Annotated in this window: 22 protein-coding genes; 8 read left to right on the plus strand and 14 right to left on the minus strand. The window is 70.7% G+C overall.

Annotation, left to right across the window (positions count from 1 at the left end):
* Nucleotides 1-108: 108 nt before the first annotated feature.
* Together ACFVR6_RS10240 and ACFVR6_RS10245 are read right to left on the minus strand one after the other, a co-directional pair.
* A complete protein-coding gene (locus ACFVR6_RS10240) occupies nt 109-1,017 on the minus strand; it encodes a hypothetical protein (protein WP_386962236.1) in 909 nt (302 codons plus the stop codon).
* 69 nt (nt 1,018-1,086) lie between these two features.
* Nucleotides 1,087-1,974: a hypothetical protein gene (locus ACFVR6_RS10245; protein WP_386962239.1), complete on the minus strand. Its 888-nt coding sequence runs from the start codon at nt 1,972-1,974 to the stop codon at nt 1,087-1,089.
* A 207-nt stretch (nt 1,975-2,181) separates the two neighbouring features.
* Here ACFVR6_RS10245 and ACFVR6_RS10250 point away from each other — a divergent pair, with 207 nt between their 5' ends.
* Nucleotides 2,182-3,372, plus strand: coding sequence for a class I SAM-dependent methyltransferase (locus ACFVR6_RS10250; protein WP_386962242.1), 1,191 nt, complete (start codon nt 2,182-2,184; stop codon nt 3,370-3,372).
* A gap of 43 nt (nt 3,373-3,415) precedes the next feature.
* Here ACFVR6_RS10250 and ACFVR6_RS10255 read toward each other — a convergent pair whose 3' ends face one another.
* The 9 genes from ACFVR6_RS10255 to ACFVR6_RS10295 all read right to left on the minus strand — a co-directional run bounded on the left by ACFVR6_RS10255 (nt 3,416) and on the right by ACFVR6_RS10295 (nt 11,639).
* Entirely contained in the window at nt 3,416-3,904 is a 489-nt protein-coding gene (locus tag ACFVR6_RS10255) for a hypothetical protein (RefSeq protein ID WP_386962245.1), read from the minus strand.
* Complete coding sequence (tsaD, locus tag ACFVR6_RS10260; protein WP_386962247.1) at nt 3,901-4,986, minus strand: tRNA (adenosine(37)-N6)-threonylcarbamoyltransferase complex transferase subunit TsaD; 1,086 nt, start codon at nt 4,984-4,986, stop codon at nt 3,901-3,903. The genes ACFVR6_RS10255 and tsaD overlap by 4 nt, the downstream gene beginning before the upstream one ends.
* Entirely contained in the window at nt 4,983-5,486 is a 504-nt protein-coding gene (rimI, locus tag ACFVR6_RS10265; RefSeq protein ID WP_386962250.1) for a ribosomal protein S18-alanine N-acetyltransferase, read from the minus strand. Before rimI ends, tsaD begins: the two co-directional genes overlap by 4 nt.
* Nucleotides 5,483-6,157 carry a tRNA (adenosine(37)-N6)-threonylcarbamoyltransferase complex dimerization subunit type 1 TsaB gene (gene tsaB, locus ACFVR6_RS10270; RefSeq protein WP_386962253.1) on the minus strand — a complete coding sequence of 225 codons (675 nt, stop codon included), beginning with the start codon at nt 6,155-6,157 and terminating at the stop codon, nt 5,483-5,485. Before tsaB ends, rimI begins: the two co-directional genes overlap by 4 nt.
* A 50-nt stretch (nt 6,158-6,207) precedes the next feature.
* Nucleotides 6,208-6,711, minus strand: coding sequence for a tRNA (adenosine(37)-N6)-threonylcarbamoyltransferase complex ATPase subunit type 1 TsaE (tsaE, locus tag ACFVR6_RS10275; RefSeq protein WP_386962256.1), 504 nt, complete (start codon nt 6,709-6,711; stop codon nt 6,208-6,210).
* Nucleotides 6,708-7,832, minus strand: a complete 1,125-nt coding sequence (gene alr, locus ACFVR6_RS10280) for an alanine racemase (protein ID WP_386962259.1) — start codon at nt 7,830-7,832, stop codon at nt 6,708-6,710. The genes tsaE and alr overlap by 4 nt, the downstream gene beginning before the upstream one ends.
* On the minus strand, nt 7,829-8,215 hold the full coding sequence (locus ACFVR6_RS10285; protein ID WP_386962262.1) for a holo-ACP synthase: 387 nt from the start codon (nt 8,213-8,215) through the stop codon (nt 7,829-7,831). Before ACFVR6_RS10285 ends, alr begins: the two co-directional genes overlap by 4 nt.
* A gap of 207 nt (nt 8,216-8,422) precedes the next feature.
* Nucleotides 8,423-10,276, minus strand: a complete 1,854-nt coding sequence (gene glmS / locus ACFVR6_RS10290) for a glutamine--fructose-6-phosphate transaminase (isomerizing) (RefSeq protein WP_386962265.1) — start codon at nt 10,274-10,276, stop codon at nt 8,423-8,425.
* Nucleotides 10,277-10,331: 55 nt separating this feature from the next.
* On the minus strand, nt 10,332-11,639 hold the full coding sequence (locus ACFVR6_RS10295; RefSeq protein ID WP_386962266.1) for an esterase/lipase family protein: 1,308 nt from the start codon (nt 11,637-11,639) through the stop codon (nt 10,332-10,334).
* Between the two features lie 837 nt (nt 11,640-12,476).
* Between ACFVR6_RS10295 and ACFVR6_RS10300 the strand changes: the two genes are divergently transcribed.
* From ACFVR6_RS10300 to ACFVR6_RS10325, 6 genes are all read left to right on the plus strand, one after another.
* Nucleotides 12,477-13,958 (plus strand): sugar transferase, encoded by a 1,482-nt coding sequence (locus ACFVR6_RS10300; RefSeq protein WP_386962269.1) that lies wholly within the window; start codon nt 12,477-12,479, stop codon nt 13,956-13,958.
* Between the two features lie 411 nt (nt 13,959-14,369).
* Complete coding sequence (locus tag ACFVR6_RS10305) at nt 14,370-15,002, plus strand: hypothetical protein (RefSeq protein WP_386962271.1); 633 nt, start codon at nt 14,370-14,372, stop codon at nt 15,000-15,002.
* A 4-nt stretch (nt 15,003-15,006) separates the two neighbouring features.
* Nucleotides 15,007-16,275: an MFS transporter gene (locus tag ACFVR6_RS10310; RefSeq protein ID WP_386962274.1), complete on the plus strand. Its 1,269-nt coding sequence runs from the start codon at nt 15,007-15,009 to the stop codon at nt 16,273-16,275.
* On the plus strand, nt 16,272-17,294 hold the full coding sequence (locus ACFVR6_RS10315; protein ID WP_386962277.1) for a hypothetical protein: 1,023 nt from the start codon (nt 16,272-16,274) through the stop codon (nt 17,292-17,294). Before ACFVR6_RS10310 ends, ACFVR6_RS10315 begins: the two co-directional genes overlap by 4 nt.
* The gene (locus ACFVR6_RS10320) at nt 17,291-18,202 is read left to right on the plus strand and encodes a glycosyltransferase (RefSeq protein WP_386962280.1); all 912 of its coding nucleotides are present in this window, start codon (nt 17,291-17,293) and stop codon (nt 18,200-18,202) included. The genes ACFVR6_RS10315 and ACFVR6_RS10320 overlap by 4 nt, the downstream gene beginning before the upstream one ends.
* On the plus strand, nt 18,199-18,852 hold the full coding sequence (locus ACFVR6_RS10325; protein ID WP_386962282.1) for a polysaccharide deacetylase family protein: 654 nt from the start codon (nt 18,199-18,201) through the stop codon (nt 18,850-18,852). The genes ACFVR6_RS10320 and ACFVR6_RS10325 overlap by 4 nt, the downstream gene beginning before the upstream one ends.
* Here ACFVR6_RS10325 and ACFVR6_RS10330 read toward each other — a convergent pair.
* Nucleotides 18,836-19,300 (minus strand): VanZ family protein, encoded by a 465-nt coding sequence (locus tag ACFVR6_RS10330; protein ID WP_386962285.1) that lies wholly within the window; start codon nt 19,298-19,300, stop codon nt 18,836-18,838. The two genes, ACFVR6_RS10325 and ACFVR6_RS10330, sit on opposite strands and share 17 nt — an antisense overlap.
* A gap of 178 nt (nt 19,301-19,478) precedes the next feature.
* On the opposite strand from ACFVR6_RS10330, the gene ACFVR6_RS10335 reads away from it, so the two are divergent.
* The gene (locus ACFVR6_RS10335) at nt 19,479-21,059 is read left to right on the plus strand and encodes a DUF4082 domain-containing protein (RefSeq protein WP_386962288.1); all 1,581 of its coding nucleotides are present in this window, start codon (nt 19,479-19,481) and stop codon (nt 21,057-21,059) included.
* Between the two features lie 9 nt (nt 21,060-21,068).
* Here ACFVR6_RS10335 and ACFVR6_RS10340 read toward each other — a convergent pair whose 3' ends face one another.
* A complete protein-coding gene (locus ACFVR6_RS10340) occupies nt 21,069-21,917 on the minus strand; it encodes a hypothetical protein (RefSeq protein WP_386962291.1) in 849 nt (282 codons plus the stop codon).
* A 27-nt stretch (nt 21,918-21,944) separates the two neighbouring features.
* Nucleotides 21,945-22,553, minus strand: a complete 609-nt coding sequence (locus ACFVR6_RS10345) for a hypothetical protein (protein WP_386962293.1) — start codon at nt 22,551-22,553, stop codon at nt 21,945-21,947.
* Nucleotides 22,554-22,678 lie beyond the last annotated feature (125 nt).

Genomic DNA, 22,678 nt, shown 5'->3' on the forward strand with positions numbered 1-22,678 from the left:
GGTGCGCGGGCGGAACGCACCGAGAACCCGCTCCGCGGATGCGGGGCGGGTTCTCGGTGACGGCGGACGCTTCACGGCGTCGTCGTCGGGTGACGACGGGACATCCGCTCAGAGAGCGACGTCGCCGTCGCCGATGGATGCCGAACTGCTGTCCCAGATCATGTCGACATCCACATTCCAGGTCTCCTCCGAGACCGAACTCAGCTCCTCGTTGAACGAGTTGTCCGCCGTCCAGGTGCCGGAGTTGTCGTTGTACGAGTCGGAGACGTCCGTGTCGGTGGAGTTGTCGGTGTCCGTCGTGGTCGTCGTTGCGGAGTTGTACGAGTCGATCACGCTGGTCGTCGTCGTGGTGTTGCCGAGGTTCACGTCTCCCCCGGCGTCGATGTTGAGCGACGAGTCCTGCGAGAGCGACACGTCGGCGTCGCCTCCGGCGGCGATCGCGCCGCTGCCGGAGGCGACGACCGCGCTGTTGGCCGCGGCGAAGCCGCCGTCATCGCCGCCGTGATCGGTCGCCGCGGCGAAGCCTCCCCCGGAGACGGCGGAGTTGTAGGACTGGTCGACGATCGTGCTCTGGTTGTTGACCCAGACGTCGCCGCCCCCGCCGCCGCCGACCGTGAGGTCGCCGAAGCCGACGGTGTAGTTGCGCACGCCGACCTGCACCGAGTCGTCGTTGGTGGAGTTGTCGGAGTTGTCGTTGTACGAGCCGTTCGTGGAGTTGTCGGAGTTGTCGTTGAACGCGTCGTTGTTGGAGTTGTCGGACGCGTCGGTCATGGAGTTGTCCGAGTTGTCGTTGTATGAGTCCCGCACGTCGCTGTAGGTCTCGGTGTCGTGCGAGTCGCTGTTGAACGACCCGGAGATGCTCGTCGTCGTGTTGCCGCTGTCGGTGACCGACTCGTCGGTGTTGGCGACGTTGTCGAGGTCCGCACCCAGCGTGCTGGTGGACGTGTTGACGGTGTTCCCGGAGTCGCGCACCCGCATGTTGAACGAGTCGGTCGCCTCGTAGGTGTCATCGGCCATGATGGGCATTCCTTTCCGAAGGTGTGGGATCGGTCCGGCCGCCGGCGGCGGCGGCCGGACCGAAGGTCATCAGAGCGCGACGTCGTCGATCGAGGAGTCGCTGCTGTCGACGATCGAGTCCATGTCCATGTTGACTTCGGACGAGAAGGACTCATCGGTCATCGAGTTGAACGAGTCGGTCGCGGTGTAGCTCTGCGAGTTGTCGTTGTACGAATCGTCGACGTCGGTGTAGGTGGAGTTGTCGGTCGTCGTGGCCGTGTACTCCCACGTGTTGTAGGAGCCTTCGACGGTGTCGACGGTCGTGGTGTTGTCGAGGTTGATGTCGCCGCCGGCGCTCATGTTGACCGAGTTGTCGAGGGCGACCGAGTACGACACGTCGCCGCCCGCAGCGATGGAGTCGGCTCCGCTGGCGACGATCGCGCTGTTGCCTGCGCCGCCGGCGTCGAAGGCGGACATCCCGCCGCCGCCCGCGGAGTTGGTCGACTGGTCGATGATCGTGGCCTGGCTGTTGATCCAGACGTCACCGCCCTCGCCGCCCCCGGCGCCGGTGACGCTCAGGTCGCCGAAGCCGACGTTGTAGTTGCGCACCCCCACCGCCACCGAGTCGTCGTTCGTGGAGTTGTTGGAGAAATCGTTGAACGAGTCGTTGGTGGAGTTGTCGGAGTTGTCGTTGAACGAGTCGTTGTTCGAGTTGTCCGAGTAGTCGTTGGTGGAGTTGTCGGAGTTGTCGTTGTACGAGTCGGCGACGTCGGTGTCGGTCGTCGTGTCGTTCGAGTCGGTGTTGCCCGAGTTGGTGGTGGTGGACTCGACATTGCCGCTGCCGTCCACAGAGGCATCGGTGTTGCCGACGTTCTCCCACGCTGCGGTGCTCGTCGTGGTCGATGTGTTGGTGGTGTTGTACGAGTCACGGACGCGCGTGTTGAACGATGCGTCTGCGAGGTATTCGTCGGAAGCCATGACCTTTTCCCCTCTTCCCGGGGAGCACTCCCCGACGTGTGGTTGTGCCTGAACGCTACGAGCGACGGCGCTGCGCCACATCGGGGATGCCTCCCGGTTCTGCCGGGTGCGGTTGCGGGGTCCCCCCTCCCGGCGAGGGGGTGGTGAGGGGGTCGCCCTGACACCGCCGCGGCAGGCCGGCCGCACCCCGCGACGTAGGCTGAACGGATGGACCTGGCCGAACTCGGTGCCCTGCTCACCCCCGAAGGGCTGCGGCTGCTGGATGCCACCGGTGGCATCCGCACGACCGCCGAGGCCGCTGCCGCCGTGTCGCGACTGCGGGCCGCGGGACACTCCCCCGACCTCGTCTCCGCCGTCGTCGGCCAGGCGCGGCTGCGCGTGAAAGCGGAGGCGAAGTTCGGCCCGTTCGCCGAGCGCATGCTGTTCACGCGCGCGGGTCTCGAGCAGGCGACGCGGCTGTCGGTGGCCGCGCGCCACGCCGCCCGCTTCCGCGCCGCGGGCTGTGCACGGGTCGCCGATCTCGGCTGCGGCATCGGCGGTGACGCACTGGGACTGGCCGCCTTGGGCATCGAGGTGGACGCCGTCGACACCGACGAGGTGACCGCGGCGATCGCGGCGTACAACCTCGCCCCGTTCGGATCGCAGGTGCGGGTGCACCACGGCACCGCCGAGGCGTTCGACACCTCGGCGGTCGACGCGGTCTGGCTCGACCCCGCCCGCCGCACCGCCGGGCATTCCGAGACCAGCCGGCTCGCCGCGCACGAATGGTCGCCGCCGCTGGAGTGGGTGTTCGCTCTGGCCGGGCGCATGCCCGCCGGGGTGAAGCTCGGTCCCGCGTTCGATCGCGACGCACTGCCGGCGGACGCCGAAGCGCAGTGGATCAGCGTCGACGGGTCGACCATCGAGCTGGTGGTGTGGACGGGCGCCCTCGCACGCCCGGGGGTGCACCGCGCCGCGATGGTCGTGCGGGGGGAGGCGACGCACGAGCTGACGGCGGCGGCGGATGCCGCAGACGAACCGGTGCGCGATCTCGGCGCCTTCGTGCACGAACCCGACGGCGCGGTGATCCGCGCGCGGTTGATCGGCGAGGTCGCGCGCGAGCTGGATGCCGGCATGCTGGCGCCGGGCATGGCCTACCTGACCGGAGACGCCGCCGTGACGAGCCCGTTCGTGTCGAGCTTCCGAGTGCGCGAGCAGCTGCCGTCTGATGTGAAGGGGCTGGCCAAGGCGCTGCGCGAGCGCGGCGTCGGCACCCTCGAGATCAAGAAGCGCGGTGTCGACGTCGACCCGGCGGCGCTGCGCACGAAGCTGAAGCTGAAGGGCGAGGCATCGGCGACGCTGCTGATCACCCGCATCGACAGCAAGCGGCTGACGCTGCTGGCCGACCGCGTGGGGTGAGCGCACCGGCGTCCACCGCGATCACGGCTCCTGCGGCGGGGTCTCAGGCGAAGAGGTTGGCCGTCTGCGCGGCCCACACCAGCCAGCCGGCGCTGTAGAGCACCGAGACGAGCCCGAGCACGAGCGCCCAGACGGCCACGGCGCGGTTCTCCAACGGGCGGCGCAGCGCCACGATCGCGGTGATGGCCGAGCCGATGCCGAGGGGGAACCCCCAGCCGACGAAGCACGCGACCACGAGGCCGGCGACCGAGAAGCCCAGCGCCCATCCGGCGAGCCCCACCAGTGGCCGCTGCGGTTCGATCCACGTCACCGTCGATCCGGTCTCGGCGCGCAGGACCTCCACGGGCGCCGTGGGCAACCGGGTGAAGCCGCCGCGGTGCTCCCCGGGGAGCCGCAGGGATTCGTCGGCGGGGGCGACGTCGGTGGACGGCGGTTCGATCTGCGGGGGCTGCGGGGGTTGCGCGGGCGCGGGCTGCGGGGGCGCGGCATCCCATTCCCGGGGCTCGACGGCATCGCGGCGGGGATCGGTCATGCGGCCACCTCCTCGGCCACCTGGATCTCGGTGACCGGCAGCGTCGAGTCGGCGCCGAACGCGAGCGTCGAGGCGGGCCGCCCGGCGGCGATCAGCTCGGCGGCCAGGCCCGCGATCATCGCGCCGTTGTCGGTGCACAGGCTCAGCGGCGGGATGCGCACCTCCACACCCGCCTCGGCGGCGCGGGCGAGGGCGACTTCCCGCAGCCGGCGGTTGGCGATGACGCCGCCGCCCAGCAGGAGCCGCGGCACGTCGTACCGGGCGCAGGCATCGAGCGCCTTCGTGACGAGCACGTCGACCACCGCCTCGCGGAACGACGCCGCGACGTCGGCGGTGGGCACCGGCTCACCGGCGGCCTCGCGCTGCTCGATCCAGCGCGCGACGGCCGTCTTCAGCCCCGAGAACGAGAAGTCGTAGCGGTGCTCGGCCATGTCCGACGCGCGCGAGAGCCCGCGCGGGAACCGGATGGCGGTGGGGTCGCCCGCTGCCGCCGCCCGGTCGATCTCAGGACCGCCCGGGTAGGGCAGCCCGAGGATGCGCGCGACCTTGTCGAACGCCTCGCCGGCGGCGTCGTCGACCGTCTCGCCGAGCATCTCGACGTCGCTCGTGAGGTCGCGCACCAGCAGTAGTGACGTGTGGCCGCCGCTGACCAGCAGCGCGACGGTCGGGTACGCCACGGCGTCGCCGGTGAGCAGGTCCGCGGCGATGTGGCCGACGAGGTGGTTGACGGCATACAGCGGCCGGTCCAGCCCGACCGCGAGCGCTTTGGCGGCGCCGATGCCGACCATGAGCGCACCGGCGAGCCCGGGGCCGCTGGTGACGGCGACGGCGTCGAGGTCGGCGAGGGTGATCTCCCGCCCCTCGGCGGCGGAGGCGTCCGCGAGTGCCCGTTCGATGGCCGGCTGCAGGGCCTCGAGGTGGGCGCGGGCGGCGATCTCGGGGACGACGCCGCCGTAGCGGGCGTGCTCGTCCATGGAGCTGGCGATCGTGTTGCTCAGCAGCCGGCGCCCGCGCACGATGCCGATGCCGGTCTCGTCGCAGCTGGTCTCGATGCCGAGCACCAGGGGGTTCTCGCGGTTCATGTGCGCTCCCTCGGTGCGTCGGCGGCGGTGTCCGCCGCGGTGCGGGCGGACCAGTCGCGCAGGTCGAGCCGCATCACGATGGCATCCACCCCGTCGGGCTGGTAGTACCGGGGGCGGCGGCCGAGTTCGGTGAACCCCTCCGAGACGTACAGGGCGTGGGCGGCGGGGTTGTCGGCGCGCACCTCGAGGAACACCTCGGCGACGCGGCGCGCGGCGGCCTCGCCGAGCAGGGTCCGCAACAGGGTGCGTCCGTGACCGTGACCGCGTGCGTCGGCGGCCACCGCGATGGTCTGCACATCGGCATCCTTCGAACCGGCGGGAGCGCGCAGCCCGGCGTAGCCGACCAACCGGCCATCGTCCTCGAGGGCGAAGTACGTTCCGTGCGGCGAGGCGAGCTCGGCACGCATGAGCGTCTCGCTCCACGCGTCGGTCGGGAACGAGGCCCGCTCGAGGGCCATGATCGCATCCAGGTCGGCGAGGGTCGCCGCGCGCACGCTCACGCGCCGACCTTCTTGCGCGGGGCGGACACCGAGACGTCCGGCGAGCGCAGGTAGAGGGGCTCGGATGCCGCGACGCGGCGCCCGGCGGCGATCGCCCGGGCCGCAACGAGCGCGAGCAGCTGCGCGGGAACCCCAGCGGCATCGTGGCGGCGGGCACCGAGCTCGGCCAGGCGGGCGTCGAGGTCGTCGCGCGGGACGAGGGCGGGCTCGGTGACGCGCACCGGCAGGCCGTCATCGTCGAGGCCGTCGTAGACGGTGTAGGCGAACTCGCGGCGACGGGCGTCGGTGACGACGGCGAAGCGGGGCGTGTCCTCGCCGCTCATCGCATCCGCCAGCAGCACCTCCAGCGCCACCGCGTCGTGGCTCGCGACCGGCACGAGCGGGATGCCGCGGGCGAGCGCGAAGGTCGTGGCCGCGGCGATCCCGACCCGGAGCCCCGTGAAGGGGCCGGGTCCCATGCCGGCGGCGACGTGCGTCACGGCGACCGGCTCGGGGGCGCCGGTCGCACCGATCGGGCCGAAGGCGGCGTCGGCGAGGGCGCGCCGGAGCAGGTCGCCGATCACCTCGGCGTGCCCGAGCGGATTGGGGCTCGTGGCGGCGGAGCGCACCACCCCGTCGTCCTCGACGACGGCGACCGCCGTGCCGAGGGAGGTGTCGATGCCGAGGATCACCCCTCCAGGCTACCTGCGCCGCCGGGCGGCATCCTCGAACCGGTCGCCCCTCAGGGGCGGCGGGAGATCACGACGCGACGCGGGGTGTCGGCGTCGAGGTCCTCGGTCGCGCGGGAGTACGTCCCGCACGCGGTGTCGACGCCCCGACCGTGCCACTCGCGGTCGAGCTCGACCTCCCACCAGCTCTCGCGCAGTCCCGCCACCATGTCGCGGCCCCACTCGACGACGACGACCGAGCCGTCCACGTCGATGTCGAGGTCGTCGAGCTCGGCGGCCGACCCGAGCCGGTAGGCGTCGACGTGCACGAGTGGCGGCCCGCCGACGAGCGACGGGTGCGTGCGCGCGATGACGAACGTGGGGCTCTGCACGGGGCCGCGCACACCGAGACCGGCGCCGATCCCGCGCGTCAGGGTCGTCTTTCCCGCCCCGAGCGCGCCGGTGAGCACCAGCAGGTCGCCGGCGCCGAGGCTCTCGCCGATCGTGCGGCCGAGCGCCTCCATCTCGGCCGGCGACGAGATCTCCCGTTCGCCGACGAGCGCATCCAGCCCGGTCACGTCGACACCTGCCGCCGGGGCACGCGGGGTCCGATGCGCGTGACGACCTCGTAGTTGATGGAGCCGGATGCCACGCCCCACTCGTCGGCGCCGGGGACCCCGAGCGTGGGGTCGCCGAACAGCACCGCCTCGTCGCCGACCGACACCGGGTCGTCGCCGACGTCGACGACGAACTGGTCCATCGCGATGCGGCCGGCCACGGTGTACCGGCGTCCACCGATGCTCACGGGACCCACGCTCGACGCCGCCCGCGGCACGCCGTCGGCGTATCCGAGCGGGACGAGGGCGAGGGTCGTCTCCCCCGCGGTGCGATGGGTGTAGCCATACGACACGCCCTGCCCCTCGGGGACGCGCCGGACGGCGGCGACGGCGGCGCGCAGCGTCATCGCGGGGCGCAGGCCCAGCTCCGCCGCGGTGCGGTCGTCGAAGGGCGAGAGCCCGTACATGCCGATGCCGATGCGCACGCAGTCCAGCCGCGCCTCCGGCAGGGCGATCGCGGCATTCGTGGCGGCGATGTGCCGGATCGTGGGCTTCAGCCCCGCGGAGCCGGCGAGCTCGACCGCCCGGTGGAAGACCGCGAGGGCGGCGCGGTCGTCGGCGAGGGACGTGTTGGAGAGATGGCTGAAGATCCCGACGACCCGCACCTTGCCGATGCGCTCGAGACGCGCGGCCTCGGCGAACACCATGCTCCACTCGGCGGGGGCGAGGCCGTTGCGACCCAGGCCGGTCTCGACCTTCAGATGCACCGCGACGGGGCGGTCGGCCGAGGCGGCCGCGGCGGCGAGCAGCAGCTGGTCGAAGCTCGAGATGCCGAGTTCGATGTCGTGGGCGGCGGGTTCGCCGAACGACGCACCGGGGGCGTGCAGCCAGGCGAGCACGGGCGCGTCGATGCCCGCTGACCGCAGCGCCAGCGCCTCGGTGACGTCGGCGACGCCGAGCCGGGTGGCACCGGCATCCAGCGCGGCCCGCGCCGTGCGCACGGCGCCGTGGCCGTAGCCGTCGGCCTTGACGACGGCGAGGATCTCGACGCCGGTGAGCTGGCGCAGGTGCCGGATGTTGGCGCCGATCGCCCCGACGTCGATCACGGCCTCCCGCAGGGTGCCCGACGGCATCCGGGTCATCGCGTGCCCCCTTCGGTCTCGGCAGCGGATCCGTCGGACTCCGCCACGACGTACGCGGTCGCCAGTCCCGCGTCGTGGGAGAGCGACAGGTGGAGGGTGGTGATGCCGCGTGCCGCGACGACGGCGGCGGTCGATCCGGTGAGGGTGAACCAGGGCCGGCCGGAGGGTTCGGGGGTGACCTCGATCTCGGTCCAGTGCACCCCGTCGGAGCCGCCGAGCGCCTTGATGAGCGCTTCCTTCGCGGCGTAGCGGGCCGCGAGCGAGCGTGTCGGCAGGCTGCGCTCCCCCGGAGAGAAGAGCCGCTCGGCCAGGCGCGGCGTGCGTTCGAGCGAGCGTTCGAACCGGGGGATGTCCACCAGGTCGATGCCGATTCCGACGATCACCGCCACCTCCTCGCGCACTCGGGTCCGCCCCGGGCGCGGCATCCGCCAGGATACCTCGCCACCACCCGTCGGAATTCAGGCGGGCAGGTCACAATCGGCCCCGCCGAGGCCGCAGCCGTCCGCTGAGCCTGAATTCCGACCGCCCTCCGGCTCCGCCGCGCGAGTACTCACTCGGCCGCGCGAATGCTCACTCGGCGGCGTCAGTACTCACTCGACGGTGACGGACTTCGCCAGGTTGCGGGGCTGGTCGACGTCCAGGCCCTTCGCGTTGGCGAGCCCCATCGCGAAGATGTGCAGCGGCACGACCGCCAGCAGCGGCTCGAACAGGGGCGCCGCCAGCGGGATGCGCAGCACCTCGTCGGCGTACGGCAGCACCGCGGCGTCCCCGGCCTCGGCGACCGCGATGATGCGGGCACCGCGCGCGCGGATCTCCTGGATGTTGGAGACGACCTTCTTCTGCAGCTCGGCGGACTCGCGCGGCGACGGCACGATGACGAACACCGGCTGTCCCGGCTCGATCAGCGCGATCGGGCCGTGTTTGAGCTCACCGGCGGCGAAGCCCTCGGCGTGGATGTAGGTGATCTCCTTGAGCTTGAGCGCACCCTCCAGGGCGATCGGGTAGCCCACGTGCCGCCCCAGGAACAGCACCGAGCGGGTGTCGGCCATCCAGTGGGCGAACTGCTCGATGTGCGTCTGCTCGGTGGCGAGGATCTCCGAGATCTTGGCGGGGATGGCTTCGAGCTCGTGCGCGTTCGCGGCGATCTCGGCGTCGGTCAGCGAGCCGCGCAGGCGCCCGACGTGCAGCGCCAGCAGGTATAGCGCGGTGATCTGGGCGACGAAGGCCTTGGTGGATGCCACGGCGACCTCGGGCCCGGCGTGGGTGTAGACGATGGCGTCCGACTCCCGCGGGATCGTCGCGCCCTGCGTGTTGCAGATCGACAGCGTCTTCGCACCGCGCGAGGAGGCGTACTTGACCGCCATCAGGGTGTCCATCGTCTCGCCGGACTGACTGATCGACACGACGAGGGTGTCGGGGCCGATCACCGGGTCTCGGTAGCGGAACTCATGGGCGAGTTCCACATCCACCGGGATGCGGGTCCACTGCTCGAGGGCGTACTTGCCCACCATCGCAGCGTACGCGGCCGTGCCGCACGCGACGACGACGATGCGGTTGATGCCCAGGAACATCTCGTCGAGCCCGTTGAGCTCGGGGATCTGCACGACGCCGTCGTGGATGCGGCCCCGGATCGTGTTGGCGACAGCCTCAGGCTCCTCGGAGACCTCCTTGGCCATGAACGACGACCAGCCGCCCTTCTCCGCCGCCGAGGCGTCCCAGACGACCTCGAACGGCTCCACCTCGACGTCGTTGCCGTCGAAGTCGGTGACGGTGACGGCATCGGGGGTGATCGTGACGATCTGGTCCTGGCCGATGGCGAGGGCGTTGCGGGTGTGCTCGACGAAGGCGGCGACGTCGGAGCCGAGGAAGTTCTCCCCCTCGCCGAGGCCGATCACGAGCGGGGAGTTGCGACGGGCGCCGACGACGACGCCCGGGCTGTCCTGGTGCATCGCCAGCAGCGTGAACGCGCCCTCCAGCCGGGAGACCACCGAACGGAAGGCGGCCACCAGGTCGCCGGCTTCCTGGCGGTAGGCGCGGGCCAGCAGGACGGCGGCCACCTCGGTGTCGGTCTCGCTGCGGAAGGTGTGCCCCTCGGCGACGAGCTCGTCCTTGAGCTCGGCGAAGTTCTCGATGATGCCGTTGTGGATGACGGCGAGCTTGCCGTCATCGGCCAGGTGCGGGTGCGCGTTGGCGTCGGTGGGGCCGCCGTGGGTGGCCCAGCGGGTGTGGCCGATGCCGGTGGTGCCGTCGGGCATGGGGTGCGCGGTGAGGTCGTCGCGCAGCACGCTGAGCTTGCCGGCGCGCTTGCGCATCCCGAGGTGGCCGTCGCCGTCGATCACGGCGATGCCGGCCGAGTCGTAGCCGCGGTACTCCAGACGTGCCAGCCCTGAGAGAAGGATGTCCTGGCTCGGCCGCGGGCCGACGTATCCGATGATTCCGCACATACGGCCCATCCTAGATCGCGGCGCCTGAACGCTTGCGCGCGGGCCAGGGGCAGGGTCAGGGGATGCGCGGGTTGTGCCGGGGCGACGGATCGCCCGTGAGCACGTCGACGATGTTCGCCACGACATCCGGGTTTCCGAACAGGTCGTCGTGCGCGCAGTCTCCGCCGCCCATCGGGATCGACACCTCACCGCGCAGAAGCCGGCCGAGGCCGGCCAGGTCGGCGGTGATGCGCGTCTCGCACCGCACCACGAACACCGAGTCGGCCTGCGCCGTCGCGGACTCGCGCGAGACCAGCCCGTCGCCGAAGGACACCACTTGATCGGCCACGCTCAGCCGCGCGTCGCCCGCGATGGCGTGCACATCCAGCGCGTGGGGCCAGGCGGGCAGGTTCGTCAGCTCCTCCGAGCCGACGTGCAGGGCGCGGCCCGCCTCACCGGTGTTCGCGATCGAGGTGCGCAGCCACGTCGGCAGGCCGCAGCCGGACTTCGCGTCGATGGCGAGATCGCGATTGCACAGGTCCACCAACGCCGGCACGATCAGCGCCCGGGCGGCCGACCCGGCACCGACGACGGTGCCGGTGGCCAGCGACAGCGCGTCGAGGAGCTCTGCGGCATCCGATCCCAGGGTGGGGGTGCCGACGGTCACCACCTGCCCGATCAGCTCGATGAGGTCGGGGTGGGCGGCGACGGCGTAGCGCAGGGCCAGTCCCCCCATCGAGTGGCCGATGACATCGACCGGCGCACTCGTCTCGGCGGCGAGCTGGCGGATCGCCCGCGCCAGCCCCTCGATGACGGCGGCGCCCCCCACCCAGGCAGCGGCCGTCTGGGAGTAGTCGAAGGCGTACAGCGTGGTACCGGGGAGGGCCTCGATGCGGTCCTGCAGCGAGCGGGTCGCCTCCATCGCCTCGGCGAGCGTGGATCCTGCAGCCGACGCCGGCCGCCGTGCGAAGGGCGACTGCGCCACACCGGGATCGGCGTCGCCGACGGCGGGCAGCGACGTGCTCAGCCATCCGTGGACGAACAGCACCGCGTGCTCGGCGGATGCCACGCGCTCGGGGGCCGACAAGCTCACGAGCGACCCGCCGACGGCGCCGCCGTAGCCTTGCGTCACCGTGAGGTCGACGGGGTTGTCGGTGGGAGTCGCAGCGTAGGAGGGCAGCGGCACACCCGAGCTGGAGTAGACGAGCACGGCGACCAGCGCCAGCGCCACGCGCGCCGACCGCGACAGCCCCCCGCGACGTAGCCACCGCCAGGACCTCAGACCGGTGGACGTGGGGCGTTCCGCACGGCTCGCCGGTGTCTGCGGCGAGGCGAGGGCACCCCGTGGCGAGGCGGCGCGATCATCGCCGCGGCGACGCGCCATCAGCCGGTTCTCGACCGCGCGATATTAACCCCCATACCCATAGATTATGGCGGTAATCGCGGCGTGTCGGAAATGCTGATTCGAAGAGAGAAGCGGGACCCTCTCGAGTCAGCCATTTGGGGACTGATTTACTCGAGAGGGTCCCTTGCCTGCGCACTCTCGAGCGATCCGTTGGGGACGGAGCATGCCCGAACGCCGCTTGGGGGGCAGCTGAGATTTACGCGCAGGCGCGCCCATGCTAGCCGATCGGGTCGGCCAGAAACGCCGCGCATCGACGCGACCCGCGGGAGGGGCGCGCGACGATCCCCCGCCGGCGGCCGACTCGACGAGGGGACGTCCCCCTATTGGTGGACAACCGGCATCTGTGTAATATGGCGCCCGACAGGCAAGGCCTGAGGCATTTGGGGAGTCCCAGGCCGATGAATTGCCGGTCGATCCAGGGGGCATTTGGGGACACTGTGCACCGTGGGGGGCGTTGTGCCGTGCGCTGATCCAGCGCACGGCACAACGTGTTTTCGGCCGGGTGCCGCCGTCGCCGATTGGTCCTTCCGCTGGCGGGGACCGTGTGCCATACTCAACCCACGCCGGCCACCGAGAGGGGGCCGCGGAATGCCGAGGGGTCGGCATTCCGCTTCGGCCCGATGTGGGAATCGGGCCGCGACAGACACGGCGCCTGATTGGGGAAGTGCGGATTTCGATCCGTGCTTGGGGAACGCGGGTCTGAACCCGCCTTTGGGGACACTGGGGAACGTTCATGGGGAAACGGTTCTGCACGAGCGTGCGTCGTCGCACGCTCTGCGCTTGTTCGGTCGCACAGTCCGCCGTCGGAATGCCGCGATGACCGCCGCGGCGCTGCCTCTGGAGTTCGAGGCGAGTGTCCGCGCACCCCGCGTCCTGCCGTTGCTGGAGCGACGGCTGGCGTGGCTGCGCAGGCGGCGTGCGTGGACGGGCACGCTCGATGTCGCGGTGATCGTGGCGGCATCCACCGCGACCGTCATGGTGACCACGGCCTCGGGAAGCACCGACTCGGCCCGCGTGCAACTGCTGATCGACTCGGCGGTGCTCGCCGCCGTGTGGATCGCGGCGCTGTTCGCGCTGCGACGCGCGGCGCATCGACATGGCGCGGGTCAGCGCATGGAGCTTCTTCCGGTGCTCCACTCCGCCGTCATCGCTTTGGCCGCGCTCGCGCTCATCGCCGGCGTCACCAGTTGGTCGGCCGTGCGGCCTCACGTCTTGCTGACGTTGCCGGTCGCAGTCACCGCACTGGTCACCGCCCGTGTGCTGCGCCAGGTATGGCGAGCCCACGGGCCCCACGCCGTCGCGTTCGCCCCGCGCGCTCTCATCGTGGGGGATCGGGTGAGCATCGAGCACACCATCCGCTCCCTGCGACTCGACGGTCGGCTCGGTCACAACGTCGTGGGGACGGCGTTGGGGGACGATGGTGTCACCGAGCTGACCGTCGATCATCTGACCTACCCGGTGCTCGGAGTGCCGGGTCAGGCGGCACGGATCGCACGCGAACTCTGCGTGGATACCGTGATCATTGCGGCCGGGACGGACGATCCCGACTTCGTGCGCAGGCTCAGCTGGAGCCTGGAGGGTGCAGCGACCGATCTGGTGCTCGCAACGCGGCTGACGGACGTCTCCCGTTCGCGCATCGCGTTCGAGCGCACCGACGGCCTCGCCCTCACGCACGTGAGTCTGCCCCGGTTCGACCGCTCGAGCATGCGCGCCAAGCGCGCACTCGACGTGGTCGTAGCGCTCGTCGCGCTCGTTCCGATTGCGATGATCACACCGGTCATCGCTCTGCTGATCCGGACGGACACACCGGGGGGCGTGTTCTTCCGGCAGCAGCGGATCGGGCGCGACGGGCGCGAATTCGGCATCCTCAAGTTCCGCACCATGGTCGCCACCGCCGAGGCGGACCGCTCGGCTCTGGAGGGGCAGAACGAGGGCGCGGGACCGCTGTTCAAGATGAAGTCGGACCCCCGCGTCACCCGCGTGGGCTCCGTGCTGCGGCGATTCTCGCTCGACGAGCTGCCGCAGTTCTGGAACGTCCTGAAGGGCGAGATGAGTGTGGTCGGGCCGCGCCCGCCGCTGCCGACCGAAGTGAGCGACTACGACGGCACGGTGTTCCGCCGGCTCTACGTGCAGCCGGGCATCACCGGTCTCTGGCAGGTGAGCGGTCGCAGCGACCTCACGTGGGAACAGAGCGTGCGGCTGGATCTGCACTACGTCGAGAACTGGTCGCTCACCACGGATCTGGGCATCATCGCCCGGACCGCCGGCGTCATGGTGCGACCGAGAGGCGCGTACTGAAATGACCGCCCCGAGATGTCAAGGATCGGACGCCCGTGCCACCGGGCCGTCCCCTCGTGCAGCGGCCTTCCTGCGGCACCGAGGACAGATGTGGCGGCTCATGCTCGAGCCAAGACGGCCGCGCCGGCACGATCGCTTAGGGGCTTGCTCATTCGCGCTACGGCAGTGTGGCCGCACTCCTCCCCCAGAGAGCATGAGTCGTCACTCCTTAGGTGTGTCCGCCCGGCTACCCAGAGGCCGGGCGGGCACGCCGACTCTTTCCACGGACCGGGGTGGGGAGTAGAGTCGGCGCGGCAACGGCTCGCGCCATGGGGACGTCATCGGGGACATGACGACGGCATTCGGAACACGAGCGCCGTCCGCGGGGAGGTGCCGGCAGCGCCGGCATCCTGAGTATCTGGGGATACGTGCATGGGGACACGATCACGCGCCGACGCGCGCGGCGAGAGCACACTGACGCCGACGATGCGATGGTCGATCGCCGCGGTCGCGGCGGTGGTCGTCCTCGGGCTGTCGGCGACGGGCTGGTTGCTGTCGACGACGCGCGATGCCGCGCCGGCACCGCTGCCATCGGCGACCGGGGAGCCGATGCCGGGCCCGGTCGCGGGGGCGACGCCCGTCGCCGGCAGCGAAGTGCAGCCGCCCGGAGGTGCAGCGGAGGCAGCGCACCTGCCGCAGACGCTCCCCGCGACGCCACTGGTGCACGCACCGCTGCCCGAGGACGCCTCGGCCCGCAACGCACTCGTCGCGGGGTTCCCCGTCGCGGTCGCCGGCCCCGCACCCGCCGCCGACGTCATCGACAGCTCGCTCGCCCAGGACGGCATCGTCCTGCAGGCAGCACTCACGGCGCACACCGACGCCGACGCCGACACCGTCCTCTCCCACTATCGGGAGCTGTGGTCGGGCCTCGGGCTGGCCAGGCAGACGGCCGAAGGCAGCAGCGAGGCGTTCTCCGACACCTATTCATCGGTCTCGGTCTCCGTCGCGCCCTCGACCGGAACCGGCACGGTCTACACCGTCTACGCCGTACTGCGGACGGAGTGAGCGCGTGTACATCTCGCTGACCAACACCCCCCTTCCCGGCCGGCGGCGGAGCCGCGGCACCCGAACCGTGTCGTCGACGGTCATCACCCTCGGCGTCGTGTCGCTGCTCACCGATATCTCATCGGAATCCGTCTCGGCGATCCTGCCGTTGTACATCACCGGATTCCTGGGGCTCTCGACGATCGCGTTCGGCGTACTGGACGGCATGTACCAAGGCGTGAGCGCGGTGGTGCGCATCGCCGGAGGCCACGCCTCCGACCGGCTCGATCAACCGAAGTGGATCGCCTTCACGGGGTACGCGCTGGCGGCGGTGGCCCGCGTCGGGCTGCTGTTCGCCTCGGGCTTCGCCGCGCTCACAGCGGTGGTCACGGCGGACCGCATCGGCAAAGGCATCCGCACGGCCCCGCGCGACGCGCTCATCACCGCCGCCAGCTCGCCCGAAGACCTCGGTCGGGCGTTCGGCGTGCACCGGATGCTCGACAACATCGGGGCCGCCCTCGGACCGCTCATCGCGTTCGTGATCCTGCTCGTCGTGCCGGACGGGTTCCACATCGTGTTCGTAGCCTCCCTCGCCTTCGCCGTGATCGGGGTGGTCGTGCTGGGCCTCGTCGTCCCGAATGTGCGCACCCGCGCGCGGCGACGCGACGACACGGACCCAGCCGCCGCACCTCGGAAGCGGTTCGATTGGGCGATCATCTGGCGCGGCCCCATGCGTCGCGTGCTCGCGGCGGCCGGAATCCTGGGGCTCATGACGATCGGCGACGGGTTCGTCTACCTCGTCCTGCAGGCGCGCAGCGACTTCGCGGCGCAGTGGTTCCCGCTGCTGTACGTCGGCACGAACGTCGCCTTCCTCGCTTTCGCCGTCCCACTCGGACGGCTGGCCGACCGCATCGGCCGGGCACGGGTGTTCGTCCTCGGCCACACCGCTCTCCTGGCGGCCTACGTCATCGCAGCGCTCGCCATCGACGACATCCTCGCGACGGTGCTCTGCCTCATCATGCTCGGGCTGTTCTACGCAGCCACCGACGGCGTGCTGGCGGCCCTCGCCGCACAGCTGACCACGCCCGAGACGCGCGGCACCGGCATCGCGGCCGCCCAGACGGTGGTGGCGGTCGCCCGCTTCGTCTCGGCGGCCGGCTTCGGCCTGCTCTGGTTCGCGATCGGCCGCGAGCAGTCGATGCTGGTGGTCGCCGTGCTCCTCGCCATCGCGATCCCGCTCGTGGCTCTGCTGCTTCGACCGCTGTTGCGCGCTCCGGAGCGGACGCGCGCATGAACGACCGGGGCAGATGGACGGTCATCGCAGGTGTCGCGGTGGTCGCACTGGGCGCGACGGCCGCAGTGGGCATCAGCGCGTGGGCCCAGTACGACGCGCGCACCGGCGCCCCCAGCGAAGCCCTCACCTCGACCGGGGATTGGGCGGACGGGGACCGCATCGTGTTCCGCAACACCGCAGACGGTCAGGGCTACGGCCATGTCGCCAGCGTCCCGCTCGCCCACCCTGAGGGCGCACGCGCGATCAGCGACGTCGTGTGCGATCGGGTGGACGCGATCGACGCGACCTTCGCGTGCCTGCGCACGGTGCGAGGGATCGCCCCCACCTACACCGCCGAGATGTATGCCGACGACGGCACGGTGCTGCAGCAGTGGCCGCTTCCCGGCATCCCGAGCCGCACCCGCATGAACGACGACGGGACGCTCGTCGCCACGACGGCGTTCGTCACCGGACACTCGTACGCCACGATCGGGTTCTCGACCGAAACGGTGATCCGGGTGCCGGGCGGCGAGAGCCTCGGCAGTCTCGAGGAGTGGACGCTGATCGTCGACGGGCAACCGGCCGCGCCGGTGGACCGCAACTTCTGGGGTGTGACCTTCGTGGACGACACCTCCTTCTATGCGACGGTGGGGATGACGTCGGAGGGCACCACCCACCTGGTCACGGGCGACCTGACCACCCGCACTCTCACCACGATCGCCCAGAACGTCGAGTGCCCCTCGATCTCGCCCGACCGCACCCGACTCGCGTTCAAGCGGGTGACCGCCGGCACCGGCCCCACAGCGCACTGGACACCGGCCGTCTTCGACATCGCCACCCGTGCCGTCACCCTCCTCCCGGAGCCCCGGAGCATCGACGACCAGATCGAGTGGCTGGACGACGACACCGTGTTGTACGGGATGCCACGTGACGGCGAGGCCGGTACCAGCGACGTGTGGTCACTCGCCGCTGACGGCTCGAGCGCCCCGCAGGTGTTCCTGGAGCACGCGTGGTCCCCCTCGGTGGTGAGGGTCCCGTGACCGCTTCCGACGGTGAACGAAAGGTGGGACCGCGCATGTTGAGCGTCATCATCGCCGCGCACGATGAGGAGAGCGTCATCGGCGCGACGCTCGACGCCCTCCTGGCCGATCCCGGCACCGAGGGGGCCGAGGTCATCGTGAGCGCCAACGGCTGCTCCGACCGGACCGTCGGCGTCGCTGCTGCGCGCGGCGTCATCGTGGTCGACCGGCCGGAGCCGGGCAAGGCCGCAGCGCTGAACGCGGCAGACGGCATCGCGACGGGGAAGACCCGGATGTACCTCGATGCGGATATCCGGGTCCCCTTCGGTGCCGTCGCGACGCTGCTCGGCTACTTCGACACCGCCGCGCCGCCGCTGGCGGTCGTGCCCCGCAGACGCATGGACACCTCGGCATCGAGCTGGGGTGTGCGGGCGTACGTCAGCGTCAGCGAGCGGCTGCCGGCGTTTCGCCACGGACTGTTCGGGCGAGGGCTCATCCTGTTGTCCGAGACTGGTCGGGCGAAGTTCGAGGAGTTCCCCGCGCTGATCGCCGACGACCTCTACGTCGACTCCCGTTTCGCCGACGACGAGCGAGCCGAAGCCCCTGACGTCGTGATCACGGTCGAGGCCCCGCGCACGGCGCGGAGTCTTCTGCGGCGGCTGATCCGCGTGCGCCGCGGGAACGCGCAACTGCGCGCCGCCGCCGCGCGCGGCGAACTCGATGCCCCTGTGCGCCCGGCGGACAGGCTGTCGTGGTGGCGCGACGTGGTCGCACCGGATCCGCGGCTCCTGCCCGCGGGGGTCGTGTACTGCGCGATCACCCTGCTCGCCTCGGTCCTGGCACGGCGGCCCCCGAAGCGCGATGACTGGGCGCCGGATCGCAGTACCGGAGTGACCCACCCTCCGAGGACAGCGTCAGGAGCCGCATGAGAACGCACATCTGCTTCCACGGGATCGGTCGCTGCTCCCGCGAGCGCGAGCCCGGCGAAGCGCGGTACTGGATGGGCGGGAAGGTGTTCCTCGACGTCCTCGACGCACTGGCGGAGCATCGCTCTGTGGCGTTGAGCTTCGACGACGGGAATCGCTCCGATGCCGAGTTCGCCCTGCCTGCGCTGCGGGAACGCGGCTTGTCCGCGACCTTCTTCGCCCTCGCCGGGCGACTGGACGATGCCGCGAGCCTCGGCCGTGAGGATCTGCGCGAGCTGCGCGCCGCAGGTATGGTCATCGGCTCTCACGGCTGGGATCACGTGCCGTGGCAAGGGCTGACGCACGAGGCTGCGCAGCGCGAGATGGTCCTCGCCCGACTCGCGCTCGAAGAAGCGGGCGGCGGTCCCATCACCGAGGCCGCGCTGCCCCTCGGGCGATACGACCGCGTCACCCTGCGGCGGCTGCGGACAGCCGGATACCGCGCCGTCTACACCAGCGACCGATTCCGTGCCCGGGAGGATGCATGGTTGCGGGCGCGCTACAGCGTCACCGCTGACGACACCGCCGCCTCCGTGCTCGCCATCGCATCGGCGAGGCCGGGACCGCGAGAGGCGCGCAACGTGATCGCCAGCCAGGTCAAGCGCCTTCGATAGGGTTCGGCGATCGTCCGGCAGACGCCGCGTTCCGCTCGCGACGCAGCACGGCCATCCAGGCCAGTGCCGCGCCCACAGCAGCACCCACCACGTTGGCCAGCACATCCCGCAGGCTGGGTTCACGAGAGGGGATGAAGGCCTGTGCGAGTTCGGCGGCAGCGGAGAGGGCGAGGGCGAAGACGACACCCAGCCAATGTCGTCGCACCAGCAGGGTGAGCAGCAGCCCCAGTGGCACGAACATCACGATGTTGCCGGTGAACTCGATCCATCCGGTCCCGAATCCGCCGATGCCGAGTCCGTCCGAGAGGACGACGCCGATCGCGTTGACAGCGCCTCCGTAGGAGACGGGCAGCAGCAGCACCGCCCCGACCATGGCCAGATAGACCGCCAGCGCAACCCACACCCAGCGACGGCGCGGCGCTCCTGCGCCGGTCTCCGTGCGCGTCATCCGACCTCCGTCGCCCCGGCGAGTCGGTCCCTTCCGCAGGCCTGCGCAGCGAACCCCACGCCACCCCCAGTATGTGAGTCTTCTCTCATTCGGGTAAGAGGGCACTGATCCCCGGGTGATACTCGCATAACCCGAGCAGTTCTCCCCGATCCCCCCGGAAAAGACTATGTCTCGACTCATGTTGCGTACCCGTGGCTCCGGCCAGCCCCGACGCAGGATCCGCACCCGCCTCGCCGTCACCGCGATCGTCGCCCTCGCCGGCGCAGGCTTGATCGCCGCTCCGGCGATCGCGTCTCCCACGCCACCGGCGGCCGCTGAGACCTTCGGCATCTTCCCGGACGACCTCCAGCCGGAGATCGTCGCAGACCGCGACAGCAAGCCTGTCGAGCTGGGTGTGCGCTTCACCCCCACCGACTCCGGCGATGTCACGGCGCTGCAGTACTACCAGGGCGAACGCGCCGAAGGAGTGAGTCGGGCGACCCTCTGGGGGCCCGGCGGCAACGTCCTGGCCCAGGTCGAGTTCGCACCGTCCGATGACGTCGGGTGGCGCACGATCGAGTTGCCGGCGCCGGTGACGCTCTCCGCGGGGCGCCAGTACACCGCCTCGTACTCCGCACCCGAAGGTCACTATCCGGTGACCGAGCGAGATCTCACCAGGACTCAGGAGCAGAACGGATTCGTGCTTCGCGCCGGTGCCGGGGTGTACCGGTACGGCGATACGACCACCGTCCCCACCGACACGTATGCCGGGTCGAATTACCTGGTGGACGTGGTGTACGCGCCCGCGGCTCCTTCACCCGAGCCGACGACGACTCCGACTCCCGCTCCGACCGCCAGCCCGACCCCCACGCCGCCCCCCACCGCGGAACCGTCCCCGGCGCCCGAGCCCGAACCGCAGCCCGAGCCCGAACCGCAGCCCGAGCCCGAACCTGCGCCAGAGCCTGATCCGGCGGGCATCGTCGTGCTCGGTCGTAGTTTCCCCAGTGCCGCCACGACCGGTGTCCCTGCCGGCACCGCGTTGACCGCCTACACCGGACCGTGCACGATCCAGACGGACAACGTCAGGATCGACGCGAAGATCATCGACTGCGACATGCGGATCCTCGCCCAGAACGTGCAGATCACGAACTCGCGCATCAACGGCAACATCTACAGCGACCCGGACTACTTCAACGGCTCGTTCTCCCTCACCGACAGCGAGGTGTACATCGGCAACCACGCCGGCACCGGAATCGGCGACGTCAACTTCGTCGTGACCCGCGTGGAGGTCACCGGCGGCAGCCGCTCCATCAACTGCGCGGCCAACTGCACGGTGCAGGATTCCTACCTGCACGGCCAGTACACCGATACCCGCGGCATCGACCACGAATCGGCGATCCGCATGGGGGCGGGCAGTGTCATCCGGCACAACACCATCACGTGCGACGCACGACCGGTCCCCCCGGACGCGGGGTGCTCGGCCGCCCTCACGGGTTACGGCGACTTCGCGACCGTCCAGAACAACACGATCGCCGACAATCTGATCGACGGGGGGCCCGACGGCTCGATGGGCTACTGCGCCTACGGCGGGTCGACGACCGGCAAGCCGTACTCGGCGGGTGTGAACAACATCCGGTTCACCGACAACATCTTCATGCGCGGCCCCAGCGGCAAGTGCGGCATCTGGGGCCCGATCACGTCGTTCGACTCCAACGCCCCCGGGAACGTCTGGTCCAACAACCTGTGGGACGACGGACGTGCCGTTCCACCGGCGAACTGACCGGTCTGCTCACCACTGCACGAGTGTGAGCTCGCTGTAGAGGTAGTCGACGTCGGCCGGGTCGAGTGCTCCCCCGCGGAACATCTTCGGCCGCGGCCGCGGCAGGTCCCACCCGACGCCGCGCGCATCGAAGTCCAGGACCCGCCGCTCGGCGATGGTCGCCACCAGGCCGCGTGCCAGGAGATGTGACGAGATCTGCGGCCAGGCCTCCGCCATGAGGGCACGGTCTCCGCCCACGTGCAACGGCGAGGCGAACAGCGGGAGGTGCTTGCGTCGGTCGCGGCGGTACAGGAGATACCCGTAGCGATCGCCGAGCGTGACGATCAGATGCCGCGCTGCGGGCGCTTCCCGATGGTCCTGGTATATCCGCGCATCGTCGGCCCGCACCGTTGCGGCGATGAGGGCGGGGTCACGGCTCACCCGCGCGCGCCGCCGCACCGCCGGTGTGTTGAGCACCAGCCGGCCGCGGGTGTCCAACTGCGCGAACCCCAGCCGCGCGTTGATCGCGGGGACGTTGCCGCTCGGGGACAGATCGGTGAAGAGGTACCCCTTCTGCGACAGGCAGGCCCGCATGAGCCGGAGCGAATGGGAACGATGGTCCGGCAGCACACAGAACGCGGCGAGATTGCACACGGCCTGGCTCGCGCCGTCACGATTCCGCTCCGAGTACACCGCGACATAGACGCCCACGATCCGGCCGTCCTCGGTGAGCTGGAACCCCGAGTTGGGCCCGACCCTCCCCCAGGGCGGACGCAGCAACGCCCTCCAGGAGCTCGCGGATACCCGCGGGTTCAGATGCTCGTGCAGGAAGGCGCTCACTGCGTCGAGGTCCTCGGCCTGGATCGGAGCCAGTGCCACCCGCTGTGCCTGTCCGCCACTCATCTGTCACCCCGCCGCGAGCGTACCGGTCGCCGCCCAGGCCGCGTCGGCCCGGGAACGTCGTCGGCGTTCGAGCACCAGCACGACCGCCGCTGTCAGCCCCACACCCAGCACCGCAACCATCGCCAGTGCGCGTACGTTGCTGCCCTCGACATGGAAGATGACGGTGGTCTCGGGCGCTTCCATGGACGTGATCATCGCGGCAGGGTCGGCGCCGGCCTGTTCCTGCATCTGTCGTAGCTCGTCCGCCACCCGTCCGAGGATCTTCGCCTGCTCCGCCTCCACGCCTTCCCTCGTAGGGCCGACGATGTCGAGGAACAGACGCTGCGTGGCGAAGTTGCTCGCCCATTGACCACCCGTGTCAGGCAGCCGCAGCCACCAGCCCTCCCGCACTCCGAGACCGACCAGTGTCACGTCGGGCGATGCGAACTTCGTCTCCGCCTGAGGTCCGCTGATCCGCCGAGCGACGGCACCGGCGGCGATGATGATGTCCTCCGACTGCGTGCGCAGGGCATTGGGATACAGCGGGCTGGTCGGCGCAAGGAAGAGGATCTCGGTGCGCGTGAAGTAGACGCCGTCGTCGTTCAGTGCAGCCAGACCCGCCCCCGCGGTCACCAGCGCCCCGACGAGTACGATCGGCCAGCGTCGGACGAATGCCCGCACGAGCTCCCAGACTGTCATGTGCTCCCCGGCGACTAGACTACTCCCCACCACGTGCGCGCCGGAGCGCGCCGGGGTGC

It is taken from the genome of Microbacterium sp. NPDC058021, assembly GCF_042885955.1.
GTDB lineage: Bacteria > Actinomycetota > Actinomycetes > Actinomycetales > Microbacteriaceae > Microbacterium.